Source organism: Rugamonas aquatica (assembly GCF_009380215.1).
GTDB classification, from domain to species: domain Bacteria; phylum Pseudomonadota; class Gammaproteobacteria; order Burkholderiales; family Burkholderiaceae_D; genus Rugamonas; species Rugamonas aquatica_B.
Genome location: NZ_WHUG01000003.1, coordinates 1 through 15,585, shown reverse-complemented (window position 1 = coordinate 15,585; position 15,585 = coordinate 1). Strand labels below are relative to the sequence as shown.

Annotated in this window: 12 protein-coding genes; 9 read left to right on the top strand and 3 right to left on the bottom strand. The window is 65.4% G+C overall.

The window, feature by feature from the left end:
* Nucleotides 1–19: 19 nt before the first annotated feature.
* The 5 genes from GEV02_RS08090 to GEV02_RS08070 all read left to right on the top strand — a co-directional run bounded on the left by GEV02_RS08090 (nt 20) and on the right by GEV02_RS08070 (nt 6,664).
* Entirely contained in the window at nt 20–1,888 is a 1,869-nt protein-coding gene (locus tag GEV02_RS08090) for a phosphoenolpyruvate carboxykinase (GTP) (protein ID WP_152837569.1), read from the top strand.
* Nucleotides 1,889–2,004: 116 nt separating this feature from the next.
* The gene (locus GEV02_RS08085) at nt 2,005–3,255 is read left to right on the top strand and encodes a dipeptidase (protein WP_152837568.1); all 1,251 of its coding nucleotides are present in this window, start codon (nt 2,005–2,007) and stop codon (nt 3,253–3,255) included.
* A gap of 38 nt (nt 3,256–3,293) precedes the next feature.
* Nucleotides 3,294–3,911 carry a TetR/AcrR family transcriptional regulator gene (locus GEV02_RS08080; RefSeq protein WP_152837567.1) on the top strand — a complete coding sequence of 206 codons (618 nt, stop codon included), beginning with the start codon at nt 3,294–3,296 and terminating at the stop codon, nt 3,909–3,911.
* 189 nt (nt 3,912–4,100) lie between these two features.
* Nucleotides 4,101–4,721 (top strand): HAD hydrolase-like protein, encoded by a 621-nt coding sequence (locus tag GEV02_RS08075; protein ID WP_152837566.1) that lies wholly within the window; start codon nt 4,101–4,103, stop codon nt 4,719–4,721.
* 125 nt (nt 4,722–4,846) lie between these two features.
* Nucleotides 4,847–6,664 (top strand): DUF885 domain-containing protein, encoded by a 1,818-nt coding sequence (locus GEV02_RS08070; protein WP_152837565.1) that lies wholly within the window; start codon nt 4,847–4,849, stop codon nt 6,662–6,664.
* A gap of 22 nt (nt 6,665–6,686) precedes the next feature.
* On the opposite strand, the gene GEV02_RS08065 is transcribed toward GEV02_RS08070, so the two are convergent.
* Nucleotides 6,687–7,289 carry a hypothetical protein gene (locus tag GEV02_RS08065; protein ID WP_152837564.1) on the bottom strand — a complete coding sequence of 201 codons (603 nt, stop codon included), beginning with the start codon at nt 7,287–7,289 and terminating at the stop codon, nt 6,687–6,689.
* Nucleotides 7,290–7,379: 90 nt separating this feature from the next.
* Nucleotides 7,380–10,226 (bottom strand): excinuclease ABC subunit UvrA, encoded by a 2,847-nt coding sequence (gene uvrA, locus GEV02_RS08060; protein ID WP_152837563.1) that lies wholly within the window; start codon nt 10,224–10,226, stop codon nt 7,380–7,382.
* Between the two features lie 231 nt (nt 10,227–10,457).
* On the opposite strand from uvrA, the gene ssb reads away from it, so the two are divergent.
* The 3 genes from ssb (at nt 10,458) to GEV02_RS08045 (ending at nt 12,448) form a co-directional block, all read left to right on the top strand.
* Nucleotides 10,458–10,967, top strand: coding sequence for a single-stranded DNA-binding protein (ssb, locus tag GEV02_RS08055; protein ID WP_008442904.1), 510 nt, complete (start codon nt 10,458–10,460; stop codon nt 10,965–10,967).
* A gap of 309 nt (nt 10,968–11,276) precedes the next feature.
* Nucleotides 11,277–12,098: a hypothetical protein gene (locus GEV02_RS08050; RefSeq protein ID WP_152837562.1), complete on the top strand. Its 822-nt coding sequence runs from the start codon at nt 11,277–11,279 to the stop codon at nt 12,096–12,098.
* Nucleotides 12,095–12,448, top strand: a complete 354-nt coding sequence (locus tag GEV02_RS08045) for a hypothetical protein (RefSeq protein ID WP_152837561.1) — start codon at nt 12,095–12,097, stop codon at nt 12,446–12,448. Before GEV02_RS08050 ends, GEV02_RS08045 begins: the two co-directional genes overlap by 4 nt.
* A gap of 86 nt (nt 12,449–12,534) precedes the next feature.
* Here the strand turns inward: GEV02_RS08045 and GEV02_RS08040 are convergent, their stop codons facing one another.
* Entirely contained in the window at nt 12,535–13,188 is a 654-nt protein-coding gene (locus tag GEV02_RS08040; protein ID WP_152837560.1) for a hydrolase, read from the bottom strand.
* Between the two features lie 281 nt (nt 13,189–13,469).
* Here GEV02_RS08040 and GEV02_RS08035 point away from each other — a divergent pair, with 281 nt between their 5' ends.
* Nucleotides 13,470–15,506, top strand: coding sequence for a HAMP domain-containing sensor histidine kinase (locus GEV02_RS08035; RefSeq protein ID WP_328595755.1), 2,037 nt, complete (start codon nt 13,470–13,472; stop codon nt 15,504–15,506).
* The last annotated feature ends 79 nt before the right edge of the window (nt 15,507–15,585 follow it).

Sequence of the window (15,585 nt, the reverse complement as noted above, 5' to 3'; positions counted from 1 at the left end):
AATTAGCATTGGAGGTAGTATGAATCAACCCGTCATGGGTGGCGTTGCAGCACTGCTCAACGTCCCAGCTTACATCAAGCAGCAAAAGTTGATCAACTGGGTAGCGGAAATCGCGGCCCTGACCAAGCCGGCGCGCATTTACTGGTGCGACGGTTCCCAGGAAGAGTACGACCGCCTGTGCGGCGAAATGGTTGCCGCCGGCACCATGAAAAAGCTGAACCAGGAACTGCGTCCGAACTCCTACCTCGCCTGCTCCGATCCGACCGACGTCGCGCGCGTCGAAGACCGCACCTTCATCTGCTCCAACACCAAGGAAGAAGCCGGCCCGACCAACAACTGGATGGCGCCGTCGGAAATGCGCGCCACGCTGAACCCGCTGTTCGACGGCTGCATGGCCGGCCGCACGATGTACGTGGTGCCGTTCTCGATGGGCCCGCTGGGTTCGCCGATCGCCCACATCGGCGTGGAACTGTCGGACTCGCCATACGTGGCCGTCAACATGCGCATCATGACCCGCATGGGCAAGGCCGTGTACGACGTGCTGGGCACCGATGGCGAGTTCGTGCCATGCGTGCACACCGTCGGCGCACCGCTGGCCGCCGGCCAGCAGGATGTGGCCTGGCCGTGCAACGCCACCAAATACATCGTGCACTTCCCTGAGACCCGCGAAATCTGGTCCTACGGTTCGGGCTACGGCGGCAACGCGCTGCTGGGCAAGAAGTGCTTCGCGCTGCGCATCGCTTCCAACATGGGCCATCAAGATGCCCAGGCTGGCGGCACCGGCTGGCTGGCTGAACACATGCTGATCCTGGGCGTCGAATCGCCAGAGGGCAAGAAGCACTACGTCGCGGCGGCCTTCCCTTCGGCCTGCGGCAAGACCAACTTCGCCATGCTGATCCCGCCGGCGAGCTTCGACGGCTGGAAAGTCACCACCATCGGCGACGACATCGCCTGGATCAAGCCGGGCGCCGACGGCCGCCTGTATGCGATCAATCCGGAAGCCGGCTACTTCGGCGTGGCGCCGGGCACCAACACCCGCACCAACTCGAACTGCATGGCGTCGCTGGGTTCGGACACCATCTTCACCAACGTCGCGCTGACCGACGATGGCGACATCTGGTGGGAAGGCTTGACCAAGGAAGCGCCTGCGCACCTGATCGACTGGCAGGGCAAGGACTGGACGCCGGCCTCCGGCACCAAGGCCGCCCACCCGAACGCCCGCTTCACCGTGGCCGCGACCCAGAACCCGGTGATCGATCCGGCCTGGGACGATCCAGCCGGCGTGCCGATCTCGGCCTTCATCTTCGGCGGCCGCCGTTCGACCACCGTGCCGCTGGTCACTGAAGCGCGCAACTGGGTGGAAGGCGTCTACATGGCCGCGACCATGGGTTCGGAAACCACCGCCGCCGCTGCCGGCCAGATGGGCATCGTGCGCCGCGATCCGTTCGCGATGCTGCCTTTCATCGGCTACAACATGAGCGACTACTTCCAGCACTGGCTGAACCTGGGCGAGAAGCTGGGCAAGGTCAACGCCGCCACGCTGCCGAAGATCTACTGCGTCAACTGGTTCCGCACCGACGAGCAGGGCCACTTCGTCTGGCCTGGCTTCGGCGACAATATGCGCGTGCTGAAGTGGATGCTGGAACGCATCGAAGGCACGGCCGGCGGCGTCGAGAACATCTTCGGCACCACCCCGCGCTTCGGCGACCTGAAGTGGGACGGCATCCCGTTTTCGCCGGAAGAGTTCGAAACGATCACCTCGATCGACAAGGACGCCTGGCGCGAAGAGCTGAAACTGCACGATGAACTGTTCGCCAAGCTGGCCTACCATCTGCCTACCGAACTGACCGCCGTCAAGGCTGAGTTGGAGAAGCGCCTGGCACGATAAGCCGGCCTGGAGGAGACCGAAAGCGGCGCGCGTGGGTGATCCCATGCGCGCCGTTTTTTTTGCGCGCCGGACCAGCATGCTAGTATCGGCCGACCTCTCCTCCTGATCGGATATTCATGTCGCGTCTGCCAGCCCTGCTGCTGTTCCTGATCCTGCCTTTTGCCAGCGCCACCGCCAGCGCCGTCGACGATGCCGCGCTGCGGCACGCGCGGGCGCTGCTGAAAACCACCATCCTGCTGGACGGCCACAACGACCTGCCGTGGACCATACGCGAAGACCCGCAGGCGCCGATGGATGTCGACGCCTACGACCTGCGCAAGACCACCAGCGGCGAAACCGATGTGGCGCGGCTCAGGCAAGGCCAGCTGCGCGCGCAGTTCTGGTCGATCTACGTACCGGGCGAGACGAAGGAGGGCTATGCCAAAGTGCAGCTGGAACAGTTCGACATCGCCCGCCGCATGATCGCCAGATATCCGGAGGCGATGGAGCTGGCGCTGTCGGTGGCCGACGTGCGCCGCATCGCCGCCCGGGGCAAGCTGGCGTCGCTGCTGGGCATGGAGGGCGGCCACGTGCTGGAGAATTCGCTGGGCGCCCTGCGCATCTACTACAGCCTCGGCGCGCGCTACCTGACGCTGACCCACAACGTCACGCTGGACTGGGTCGACGCCGCGCTGGACGAACCGCGCCACCATGGCCTGACTCCGTTCGGCAAGGAAGTGGTGCGTGAAATGAACCGGCTCGGCATGATGGTCGACATCAGCCACGTGTCGCCCGACGTCATGCGCGATGTGCTCGACACCAGCGCCGCGCCGGTGATTTTTTCGCACAGCTCGGCCTACGCGCTGGTCCCCCACCCGCGCAACGTGCCGGACGCCATCCTCAAGCGCATGGCCGCCAACGGCGGCGTGGCGATGGTCACTTTCGTGCCGCCATTCGTCAACCGCGACGCCATGGCCTGGGACGCCGGGCTGGAGAAACTGAGCAAGGGCATCGCCGGCGAAGCCGAGCTCAAGCGCATAGAAGAGGCCTACATCAGGGAACATGGCCCGTCACCCAAGGCCACGCTCAAGGATGTGGCCGACCATATCGATTACGTGGCCAGGACAGCCGGCCACGACCACGTCGGCATCGCCAGCGATTTCTATGGCGGCACCACGCCGGTCGGGCTGGAAGACGTGTCCAAATATCCCGCACTGTTCGCCGAACTGATACGCCGTGGCTGGAGCGACGCCGACCTGAAGAAGCTGGCCGGCGAAAACATGCTGCGCACTTTCGGCCAGGCCGAGCGGGTCGCCGGGCGCCTGCAGCGGGAACGCCCGGCCAGCACCGCCACCATCGCCACGCTGGACGGCAAGAAGGAAAAATAACGCTGGCTATTTCGCACGGGTGTGCTAAAGTTCGATGCATGGACACCCTGACCGCAAAGAGCGAAGCGACTTTCGCCACCATCATCGACGCCGCGCTGGACATGGCGGCGGCCGATGGCATCGGCAAGCTGTCGCTGGGCGAACTGGCCAAGCGCACCGGCATCAGCAAGAGCGGCGTGTTTTCCCGCGTCGGCTCGCTGGAGACCTTGCAGGCCGCCGTGCTGGACGAGTACGACCGCCGCTTTTCGCAGGACATCTTCCTGCCCTCATTGCAGCAGCCCAAGGGCTTGCCGCGCCTGATGGCCATGGTCAGCGCCTGGTCGCGGCGCGCCTGCAACGAAGGCTTGAACAACGCCTGCCTGTACAGCGCCGGCGCCTTCGAGTTCGACGACCAGGCCGGCCCGCTGCGCGACCGTTTGCAGCAGGGCGTGATGGCCTGGCGCGCATCGCTGCGCAAGACCATCCTGCAAGCCATGGAGCTGGGCCACCTGCGGCCCGACACCGACGCCGGCCAACTGGTCTACGAAATCTACAGCCTGATCGTGGGCCTGATGCACGACACCCGTTTCCTGCGCGACGGGCAGGCCAGGCGCCACATGCAGCGCGCCTTCAGCCGGCTGATCTCGACCTACAAAAGCTTCAACGACATGGAATAAACCCGGCCGCAGCCCGCCTGCGGTTTTCTTTCAACCAGTTTCGCACACATGTGCGAAAAGGAACTACGATGGCCGCCTTGCTGATGCTGATCCCGATCGGACTATACTTCGCCTACCGCAGCCCGCTGTGGTGCGTGCTGCGTGCGCTACCCAGCTGCAACGAGGATTTCGTACTGTTCTGAGGACCGCTTGAACCGCAAACTGATCATCTTCGATTTCGACGGCACGCTGGCCGACACCCTGCCGGTGTTCGCCGACGTGTTCGACCAGGCCGCCGACAAATACGGCTTCCGCCGCATGGACCGCAGCCGCACGCAGGCGCTGCGCCGGCTCGACGCGCGGCAGATCATGGCGGTGCACCAGATCCCGTTGTGGAAGGTGCCGGCCATCGCCACCTTCATGCGCGCGACCATGGGGCGCAGCGTCGGCCGCATCCGGCTGTTCGACGGCATGGCCGAGGTGCTGCATGCGCTCAAGGCGCGCGGCGCGATCCTGGCCGTGGTCAGCTCCAACTCGCGCAGCAATGTGGTTAACGTGCTGGGCCCGGAGCTGGCCGGCCTGTTCAGCCATGTCGAATGCGGCGCCTCGCTGTTCGGCAAGCTGCCGAAGATACGCAAGGTGCTGGCCGCCACCGGCGTCGCGCGCGAGCACACGCTGCTGGTCGGCGACGAAATCCGCGACGCCAGGGTCTCGGCCGAAGCCGGCGTGGATTTCGGCGCCGTGGCCTGGGGCTTCAACACGCTCGATGCGCTGATGGCGGAAAACCCCAGCCGGGTGTTCCACGCCGCCGGAGATTTGCTGGAGCACTGATTTCGTCCGTCGCTGGAAAATGCATTTCATGCCCTTGTTTCAACATTCCAGCGCAATTCGCGCGCGCCGGGGCGGGCGCCGGCCTACAGTGCATGCTCACCATTTTTTCCTGATAGGCCTAGAACATGACAACCGCAACCACCCGTATCGGCGTCGCCAGCGCCCTGTTGTTTTCCCTGATCCTGGGCGGCGCCCACGCCCAGTCCGGCGGCGCCGCGCCCGACCTGGCCGCCCGCCGCGAAGCGTTGAACAGCCTGATCAAGGAACAGTGGGAATACACCATGCGCTCCAGCCCGGAATGGGCGTCGCTGCTGGGCGACAAGCGCTACAACGACAAATGGTCCGACTTCTCGCAGGCCGGCATCGAGGCCGACCTGAAAGTCACGGCCGACTTCCTCAAGCGCTTCGAAGCGGTGGACACCGCCGGCTTCCCGCTGCAGGAACAGCTGAACCGCGAACTGATGGTGCGCCAGCTGCGCCAGAGCGTGGAAGGCGGCCGCTTCAAGGATTGGGAGATGCCGCTGGCGCAAAACTCCGGCATCCACATCGATGCGCCGCAGCTGGTGTCGGCGCTGCCGTTCGACACCGTCAAGGATTACGAGGACTACATCGCCCGCCTGCACACGCTGCCCAAGCTGTTCGACGAGACCCGCGTGCAGATGGAAAAAGGCGTGCAGGACAAGCTGATGCCGCCGAAATTCCTGATCCCGAAAATCGTCAAGCAGTGCGAGGACGTGGCGGCCATGAAGCCGGCCGACTCGCCGTTCGCCGAGCCGCTGAAAAAATTCCCGAAAGAGTTTTCGGACGCCGACAAGGCGCGCCTGAGCAAGGAAGTGCTGGCGGCGGTGCAGAAGGACGTGATCCCGGCCTACAGGAAGCTGGCCGTCTACACCAAGACCAGGTACGCGCCATACGGCCGCAAGGACGTCGGCATGTGGTCGCTGCCGGACGGCGTGGCGCGCTACTCGTACAAGGCCAAGTCCTCGACCACCACCGAGATGTCGCCGGAAGAGATCCATCAGCTGGGCCTGTCCGAAGTCAGGCGCATCGAATCGCAGATGCTGGCGACGGCGCAAAAGCTGGGCTACAAGGATCTGAAGAGCTTCAACAAGGCGGTGGCCGCCAAGCCGGAGCTGCATCCGAAATCGCGCCAGGAAATCATCGACCTGTACCAGAAATATACGGACCAGATGTACACCCAGCTGTCGCAGCAGTTCGGCGTGCTGCCCAAGGGTAAAGTGGAAATCAAGCCGGTCGAGGAATTCCGCGAGAAGGGCGCGTCGGCCGCGGCCTACATGACCGGTTCGCCGGACGGCAAGCGTCCGGGCCGCGTGATGGTCAACACCGGCGATTTCGCGCACCGCTCGACCATCGACATCGAGACCACCGCGCTGCACGAAGGCGTGCCGGGCCACCACATGCAGCTGACCATCGCGCAGGAGATCGAAGGCTTGCCGACCTTCCGCCAGCAGGGCAACTACACGGCGTATGCCGAAGGCTGGGCGCTGTATTCGGAGCGTCTGGGCGAGGAGCTGGGCTTCTACAAAGACCCGTACAGCTACTACGGCCACCTGCAGGACGAGATGCTGCGCGCGATCCGCCTGGTGGTGGACACCGGCCTGCACTACAAGAAGTGGAGCCGCCAGCAGGTGGTGGACTTCTTCCACGACCACTCGGGCATCGAGGAAGTGGAAGTGCAGAGCGAGACCGACCGCTACATCGTGTGGCCGGGCCAGGCGCTGGGCTACAAGATCGGCCAGCTGAAGATCCTTGAGCTGCGCGACTACGCCCGCAAGGAGCTGGGCAGCGGCTTCGACATCCGCAGCTTCCACGACCAGGTGCTGGGCGCGGGCGCGTTGCCGATGGATGTGCTGGAATCGCACATCAAGGACTGGGTCGGCGCCGAGAAGCTGAAGCAGACCCGCGTCACCGCGGTGCAGTAAGCGCTCGCAGCAAGCGCTTAATTCAAGGCGGCGCGCCGGCCTTGAGCGTGGAGCCGCTGCCGGTCCGTGCGCGGGCCAGCAGCGCCTGGTTCTCGTGCAGGATGTCCGGCCGCATCGCATTCGTCTCGGTGAAGACGCCGTTGGCGCCGAACAGCATGTTGTCGACGCGCCAGCCGCCGTCTTCCCGTTTCAGCACGAAGCGTATCTGGCGCTGGTAGTTGTTGCCCGCGCCGGGGAAGATGCTGAAGGAGGCGTCGACGCGCGCCCGGCCGGCGTGCACCGCCTTGAAGCCGGCCTGCTGGAAGTCCAGGCCGGGCGCGGTTTCCTGCGCGTCCAGCAGCACATCGCCATCGGCGTCGTAGCCGCAGATTTCGTCGTCATGCGCCAGCCTGCCGCACAGCGCGTGGTTGGCGGCCAGCAGCGCTTCGAGTTCCGCCGAATAGAACGATCCGGCCGGCGGCGGCGTGCGCCGCGCATCGGCCAGATAGCCCTGGTAAAACCGCGTGATGAAGTCGACCTGCTGCCGCTCGGACTGGGCCTTGTAGGCCAGCAGCGACGCCGTCCCGATCGAGGTGGCGCCCAGCAGCGCAGCGAGCGGCCAAACATACTTTGTATTGATACCCATGGCAGGCTCCAAGGACTATGCATCGCTGCATTGTCCTTGAGGCTGCGGGGAGAGGACTTGCCCCTGATCAAGGGGCAATGAACGGAGGGCTTACTTCAGCAACGGCACCAGGTACTTGCCGGTGACGCTGGCGGGGTTGGCCGCCACGTCTTCCGGCGTGCCGGCGGCGATGATCTTGCCGCCGCCCGCGCCGCCTTCCGGTCCCAGGTCGACGATCCAGTCGGCCGTCTTGATCACGTCCAGGTTGTGCTCGATGATGACCAGCGTGTTGCCCTGGTCGCGCAGGCGGTGGATCACTTTCAGCAGCAGGTCGATGTCGTGGAAATGCAGGCCGGTGGTCGGCTCGTCCAGGATGTACAGCGTGCGTCCGGTGTCGCGCTTGGACAGTTCCAGCGACAGCTTGACGCGCTGCGCCTCGCCGCCCGACAGCGTGGTGGCGCTCTGGCCCAGCTTGATGTAGCCCAGGCCCACGTCCAGCAGCGTGTGCAGCTTGCGCGCGATCAGCGGCACCGGCTTGAAGAACTCGTGCGCGTCTTCGACGGTCATGTCGAGGATTTCGGTGATGTTCTTGCCCTTGTACTGCACTTCCAGCGTTTCGCGGTTGTAGCGCTTGCCGTGGCAGACGTCGCACGGCACGTACACGTCCGGCAGGAAGTGCATCTCGACCTTGATGACGCCGTCGCCCTGGCAGGCTTCGCAGCGGCCGCCCTTGACGTTGAACGAGAAGCGCCCGGCGCTGTAGCCGCGTTCCTTGGCGGTCGGCACGGTCGCGAACAGGTCGCGGATCGGCGTGAACAAACCGGTGTAGGTGGCGGGATTCGAGCGCGGCGTGCGGCCGATCGGCGCCTGGTCGACGGCGATCACCTTGTCGAAGTGCTCCAGGCCGCTGATGCTGTCGTGCGGCGACGGTTCGGTCTGCGAGCCGTACAGGTGGCGCGACAGCGCCGGGTACAGCGTGTCGTTGATCAGCGAGGACTTGCCGGAACCGGAGACGCCGGTCACGCACGTCATCAGGCCGACCGGCAGGTGCAGATTGACCTTCTTCAGGTTGTTGCCGGTGGCGCCGGTGATGACCAGCTGCTTGTCTTCGTTGGCCACGTGGCGCTGCTTCGGCACGGCGATCTTCAGCGTGCCTTTCAGGTACTGGGCCGTCAGCGAATTCTTGTTCTTCAGGATGTCCTGCAAGGTGCCTTGGGCGATGACGTCGCCGCCGTGCACGCCGGCGCCCTTGCCCATGTCGACGATGTAGTCGGCGGTGCGGATCGCGTCTTCGTCGTGCTCGACCACCAGCACGCTGTTGCCGATGTCGCGCAGGTGCTTCAGCGTTTCGATCAGGCGGTCGTTGTCGCGCTGGTGCAGGCCGATCGACGGTTCATCGAGCACGTACATCACGCCGGTCAGGCCGGAGCCGATCTGCGAGGCCAGGCGGATGCGCTGCGCTTCGCCGCCGGACAGCGTGTCGGCGCTGCGGTCCAGCGACAGGTAGTCGAGGCCGACGTTGTTGAGGAACTGCAGGCGCGAGATGATTTCCTTGACCACGCGGTCGGCGATCTCTTTCTTCGCGCCTTTCAATTTGAGCTGCTCGAAGAACGACAGCGTGTCGCGCAAAGGCTTTTCGGCGATCTCGTAGATGGCCTTCTCCTGCTTGCCGGTGCCGACCTTGACGAAGCGCGCTTCCACCCGCAGGCGCGCGCCGTGGCAGGACGGGCACTGCTTCTCGTTGATGAACTTGGCCAGCTCCTCCTTGACCGCCATCGAATCGGTTTCGCGGTAGCGGCGCGCCAGGTTGGTGACCACGCCTTCGAACGCATGCTCCTTGATGACGGTGCGGCCGCGTTCATTGACGTAGGTGAACGGGATGTTGGTCTTGCCCGAGCCGTGCAGGATCACTTCCTGCGCGGTCTTCGGCAGCTGCTCGTACGGCAGGTCGAGGTCGAACTCGTAGTAGGCCGCCAGGTTGGACAGCATCTGGAAGTAGAACTGGTTGCGGCGATCCCAGCCCTTGACGGCGCCGGAGGCCAGCGACAGATTCGGGAAGGCGACGATGCGCTTGGGATCGAAGAATTCGATGTGGCCGAGGCCGTCGCATTCCGGGCAGGCGCCCATCGGGTTGTTGAACGAGAACAGGCGCGGTTCCAGCTCCTGCAGCGAATAGCCGCACTCGTTGCAGGCGAACTTGCTGGAGTAGACGTGCTCGGTGCCGCTATCCATTTCCAAGGCCACGGCGCGGCCGTCGGCCAGGCGCAGCGCGGTCTCGAAGCTCTCGGCCAGACGCTGCTTGATGTCGGCGCTGACCTTGACGCGGTCGATCACCACGTCGATGGTGTGCTTCTCGGTTTTCTTCAGCTTGGGCAGGTCGTCCACTTCATAGATCTTGGCGTCGTGGGTGCCGCTCTGCACGCGGAAGCGCACGAAGCCCTGGGCCTGCATCTGCTCGAACAGGTCGGAGTGCTCGCCCTTGCGGTTGGCCACCACCGGCGCCAGGATCATCAGCTTGGTCGCTTCCGGCATGGCCAGCACGGCGTCGACCATCTGCGACACGGTCTGCGCGGCCAGCGCGTGGTCCGGGTGGTTGATGCAGTAGGGCGTGCCGACGCGCGCGTACAACAGGCGCAGGTAGTCGTGGATCTCGGTGACGGTGCCGACCGTCGAGCGCGGATTGTGCGAGGTGGCTTTCTGCTCGATCGAGATGGCCGGCGACAGGCCTTCGATCAGGTCGACGTCGGGTTTTTCCATCAGCTGCAGGAACTGGCGGGCGTAGGCCGACAGCGATTCCACATAGCGGCGCTGGCCCTCGGCGTACAGCGTATCGAAAGCCAGCGAGGACTTACCGGAGCCGGACAGGCCGGTAATCACGATGAGCTTGTTGCGCGGCAGGTCGAGGTTGATGTTTTTGAGGTTGTGCGTGCGTGCGCCGCGGATGCGGATCTGTTCCATGGATTTTTGCCTTTCGGGTCAACCCGCTACTATAGCTGGGTTTGAATATATGCGCCGACCTTGCGCCAGATCGAACTTGGGCGTCGCGGCACTGTATATAATACCAGTATTTTCTTGAAGGGCCGCAATGGAAATTTTGGCGGGTGGCTGGCCCGTTCGACTATAATCGCTGTTTGCGCATCACATAAACAGCCCGCTTGAGGCGGCCGCCGTTACTCAGGAGTTTCATACATGGCATCAGTCAACAAAGTCATCATCGTCGGCAATCTGGGTCGCGATCCGGAAATTCGCTACATGCCTAGCGGTGACGCGATCGCCAACATTGCTGTGGCGACATCGTACAAATCGAAGGACCGCAACACCGGCGAGCAGAAAGAGCTCACCGAATGGCACCGTATTTCCTTCTTCGGCCGTCTGGCCGAGATCGTTGGTCAATACCTGAAAAAAGGTTCGTCGGTCTACGTCGAAGGCCGCCTGCAAACCCGCAAGTACACCGATAAGGATGGCGTCGAGAAGTACGCGACCGACATCATCGCCGAGCAGATGCAAATGCTGGGCGGCCGTCAAGGCATGGGCGGCGACGCCGGCATGGACGACGGCGGCGGCTACGACGCCCCGCCACAGCAGCAGCGCCAGGCACCGGCGCCGCGTCCGCAGATGGCGCCACCGGCCCCAGCGCCGCGCCCGGCCCCGCGCCCGGCGCCGAACTTCTCGGACATGGATGACGACATTCCGTTCTAAGCATCCGCCACGTCGCCGATGTGAGTAAAAAAATCCCTGCACTTCATGGACGTTGCAGGGATTTTTTTTTGGCTCGCCGAATCGATCATTTTCTCCTGTCGTAATATCGAACCCCTTCCTTGCCGGGCCTGTGATTGTGATGACGATGCGCGGACACTTGCTGTTGATGGCCTGCCTGCCGGGCGCCGCCGCCCGCAGCGCGCCCCGGTTGCACGCGGCCGCGCGCCGGCGCTGATACCCGGCCGCATATTAAGCTGGGCAGAAGGTTGAGCGTCATACAATCAAGCCTCCGTATGACCTAAGGGCAAGATGAACCACTTCATTCCCCGCGCCGTGCTGGTGGCGCTGCTGCTGTGTCCATTCCCGCCCGTGGCGGCGGCGGGCCAGGACCACGGCCAGGCCGCCGCCGCGGTCGTGGAAGTGCCGGGCGCGCGCGGCGACCGCGATGAAAAATCCTATCGCAAGATCTTCGAAGGCATGGAAGTCTTCGAGCGGAACCGCCCGCTGGCGCCCGGCGCGACGCTGCGCTTCAAGGTGCTGCCGCGCCGGGCCGGCGTCAGCCTGCAGGGCTTGACCATGCAGCTGCGCGGCGCGCACACCAGGATCGCCATTCCGCTGGACGCGGACCTGAGCTTCGAGCTGCCCAGGGACGCCGCCGCCGCGCAGGACGACGCCATGGTGACGAGCAACCGCAAGGCCGGCAGCCTGACCTGGCGGGCCGAGATCCGCAGCCCCGGCACGCCGGCCAAGACGCGGCGCCTCGGCGACCTGCTGCTGGAATGTAAGGTCGGCATGGTGGCGGACCTGGTGGCTTACGTGCCCTCGCCGGTCAATCTCCTGATCACCAAGCTGCCCGACCCGTGCCGCACGCTGTCGATCAATATGTTCTATTTTACGGAGCGCCCCCTGTTCAGCATCGCCCTCATGCAAGGCGCGCGGCGCGTGATACTGCCCGCCGCCCAGTTGCACGGGCCGGACGCGCCCATGCTGACCGACTTGCAGGACTGGTATTTTTTGCGCGACAAGGCCTTCATGATGCAGTTCAAGCCCCTGTACGAACAAGGCTGGCAGGACGACACGCTGCTGCAGTTCGACTACATGGACGACGACCCGCCGGGAGCGGCGCTGTGATGGCGCCGCTGCGGCGTTACGGCATGGCGGCCTGGTGCGCGCTGGCGCTGACGGCCTGCGCCACCACCGGCAACGGCAAGGCCAGGTCGCTGACCACGGAGGAAGCGGCGCACACGCTGGTGATCGGCAAGGCGACCCGGGCCGACGTCCGCGCCGCGCTCGGCGACGCCCACATCACCCGCTTCGACAATGGCTACGAGCTGTGGCTGTACGAAGTGGGCGTGCCCAAGATCGTCGATTCGCTGCCGTGGCTCAGTCTGGTGATGAGCAGCAGCGACAATGCACGCGAAGTGTCGGTGCTGTTCGATCCGTCCGGCTTCGTCAAGAAATACCAGGTGCGCGACAAGTAGGCGGCGCGGCGCAGATGCAGACGCCGCGCGGCGACGCCGTGGCTGCGCGAACGCCAGCCCGCCAGATAAGGCGGGCCGATGGCGGATCAATGCCCTTCGGCGGCGCCGAACATGGTCTTGGCGTAGACCAGGCCGAGGCCGTAGCCGCCGCCGTGGGCGATGGCGGTGGCCACCGTCTCGTTGTAGCTGTCGGCGCGCGCCCAGTCGCGCTGCAGTTCCAGTAAATATTGCAGCGAGGTCATCGGGCGGGCGCCCAGCTGCACCATGCGTTCCACGGCGCGCTCGTGGGCTTCGTCGGAGACGTCGCCGCTGGCGTCGGTGATGACGTAGACCTCGAAGCCCTGGTCCAGCGCCGACAGCGCCGGGCCGACGATGCACACCGACGTCCACAGGCCGGCCAGCACGATCTTGCCCCTGCCGATGGCGTTGACGCGCGCGGCGATGCGCGGGTCTTCCCAGGTGTTCATGGTGCTGCGGTCGATGGCGGCCTGGCCGGGGAAGACCGACTGGATTTCATCGAAGATCGGGCCGGAGAACGATTTCTCCGCCACCGTGGTCAGGATGGTCGGCACCTGGAACCCCTTGGCCGCCCTGGCCACCAGCGCGGCGTTGTTGCGCAGCTGCACCGGGTCGATCGACTTGGTGGCGAACGCCATCTGCGACTGATGGTCAATCATGATCAGCGTGTGGTTGCTGGGGTCCAGCAGGGTAGGGCCTGGTTGGGCGATCGCGGTTGGCATGGTAATCATCCTTGATGTTCAATAATTTCGATGGGGTTGTGTGCGCGAATCTCGGTGTTTCTTGCTGCTGGAATCAAGTATCCATCAGCCGCGCCAAAAATTAAAACGGAAAACTTTGCGGCGTATTTTCGAAAATTTCGATCATTCGCCGCCGCGCTACCTATTTGCAACACTCACCGGCCGGCTGTTCAGCTGAAAGCGACTTCGTGTAATACTGGTCCGACGCGCGAGTTCGCTATGGGGGCAGGGTGATGTCTGCATCTGAAACACGTTCATATGCCGTGACCGCCGGCGAAGTGGCCGGGGCCGAGCAGCAGCTGCAAACGCTGCGCGAGTGCCTGATGGCGCACGAAATGGCGCACTTTTCCTCCATCCTGCAACAGCTGGCGTCGGCCCGGCTCAACGCCTCGCAGGCGCTGGAGCTCGAAGCGTTCCAGCTGCTGGCGCGCGCGGCCGATGTCACGCTGGTGCCCGACGAGCTGCTGATGCCGGCCAAGAGCCTGCAGCTGCAGGCCCAGACCGAACAGCATCCGCTGGCCCAGGCCGCCGCGCTGCGCGCGCTGCACTGGGTGCAGATGCGCATGCGCCTGCACCACGCGGCGCTCGACAGCCTGGCCAAGGCCGCCGAGCTGTACGAACGCTGCGCATTGCCGCGCCTGGTCACGCAGATGCGCGCGGCCCGCTGCCGCGTCATGCTGAGCGCGGAGATGCATCTGGAGCTGCAGCAGTTCTGCACGCAGATGCTGGCCCAGCCCGCCGAGCTGACGCCGCCCATCCACGTGATGCTGCTCGATTACGCGGCCTCGGCCGCCTACTACCTGGCGCTGGAAGAGGGCGACGACGACGGCGCCGCCGCGCTGTGGCGCGACTGTCTGGCGCGGCGCGAGCTGGTGTTGCAGCGCGCGCGCGAGCACGGCCTCGATTCGCAGGAATGCCTGGCGCTGCTGAACCTGTCCATGGTGACGGCCACCTGCGAGCGCGCCGCCGACTGCCGCGACTACATGCGGCAGCTGCGCGCCAAGTTCGGCCGCGACGGCTACTGGGAACCGTGGCTGGTGCTGTGCACGCTGCTGGCGGACTGCGCGGACGCGGACGCGAACGTTGAGGCCGGCGCGCGCGAGCCCGCCTGGCAGGCGCTGCTGGCCTACGACGCCGGCCTGGCCGGCGACACGCTGAGCAGCGCGCGCCTGCGCGAGATCACCCTGCAGGCGATCCGCCGCTACGGCCGCCGCTGGGGCTATCTGGAGCAAGCCTTGCAGGCGACCATCCGCCAGGTGGCGATGGAGCGCCGCCACAAGCGCGAGCTGGCCACCTCGCTGGGCGAGACGCTGAGCGCGGTGATGGAGCGCCCGCAGCTGCTGTACCAGAACGCCCTGCTGGCGCAGCACGGCACGGTGCTGGAAAACTCGCTGGTGCAGCGCAACCAGGAACTCAACAGCGCGCTGGCGACGCTGCGCCAGGAAGTCGCGGTGCGCCAGGCCACCGAGGAAGCGCTGCAGCTGGCGCACGACCGCCTGGAGCAGCAGGTGCGCGAGCGCACCGCCGACCTGGGCGAGGCGATGCGCTCGCTGATGCAGCAGGAGAAGCAGCTGGGCCTGTCGCGCATGGTGGTCGGCATGGCGCACGAACTCAATACGCCGCTGGGCAACGCGCGGGTCGCGGCCAGCGCCATCACGGCCCAGGCCGAGGAATTGCGGCGCGGCCTGGACGCCGGCGCGCTGCGCCGCAGCCAGCTCGAAGGCTTGCTCGACAACGTCACCCAGGGCGGCGAACTGGTCGACCGCGCGCTGCGCCAGATCGGCCAGCTGGTCGAGCGCTTCAAGGGCTTGTCCGGCCAGACGACCCAGGAGCCGGCCACCCTGTTCGACCTGGCCGACCGCCTGCGCTTTTGCGCCGGCAACTGGCGCCGCGGCCTGCAGGCGCGCGGCATCACGCTGACGCTGAAGATGCCGGAGCAGCTGTGGCTGCACGGCTATCCGGGCACTTGCCAGGTGGTGTTCCAGCACCTGATGGACAACTGCCTGCTGCACGCCTTCGCCCGCCACGACGGCGGCGCCATCGTGGTCGAGGCGCGCGCCGGCGTCGACGCGGTGGTCATCGACTGGATCGACGATGGCGCCGGCATCGCGCCCGAGCACCTGTCGCAGGTGTTCGAACCGTTCTACACCACCCAGCTGGGCCGGACCGGCACCGGCCTCGGCCTGGCCAGCGTGCACAGCATGGTGGTCGGGCTGATGAAGGGGCAAGTCACGCTGGACAGCGTGCCGCAGCACGGCACGCGCGTGTCGCTGAGCCTGCCCTACGGCGAGGCGTCATGAACCGGCGTCGCCGCTTGCTGGCGATGCTGCCGGCCGCGCTGTGGCCGGCCGTGCTGCCGGCCAGCGCGCGCGCCGCGCC

Coding starts and splice junctions, on each gene's coding strand:
- GEV02_RS08070 (WP_152837565.1), top strand. CDS start 4,847: ATGACAACCGCAACCACCCGTATCGGCGTCGCCAGCGCCCTGTTGTTT.
- GEV02_RS08090 (WP_152837569.1), top strand. CDS start 20: ATGAATCAACCCGTCATGGGTGGCGTTGCAGCACTGCTCAACGTCCCA.
- GEV02_RS08065 (WP_152837564.1), bottom strand. CDS start 7,289: ATGGGTATCAATACAAAGTATGTTTGGCCGCTCGCTGCGCTGCTGGGC.
- ssb (WP_008442904.1), top strand. CDS start 10,458: ATGGCATCAGTCAACAAAGTCATCATCGTCGGCAATCTGGGTCGCGAT.
- GEV02_RS08080 (WP_152837567.1), top strand. CDS start 3,294: ATGGACACCCTGACCGCAAAGAGCGAAGCGACTTTCGCCACCATCATC.
- GEV02_RS08085 (WP_152837568.1), top strand. CDS start 2,005: ATGTCGCGTCTGCCAGCCCTGCTGCTGTTCCTGATCCTGCCTTTTGCC.
- GEV02_RS08040 (WP_152837560.1), bottom strand. CDS start 13,188: ATGCCAACCGCGATCGCCCAACCAGGCCCTACCCTGCTGGACCCCAGC.
- GEV02_RS08050 (WP_152837562.1), top strand. CDS start 11,277: ATGAACCACTTCATTCCCCGCGCCGTGCTGGTGGCGCTGCTGCTGTGT.
- uvrA (WP_152837563.1), bottom strand. CDS start 10,226: ATGGAACAGATCCGCATCCGCGGCGCACGCACGCACAACCTCAAAAAC.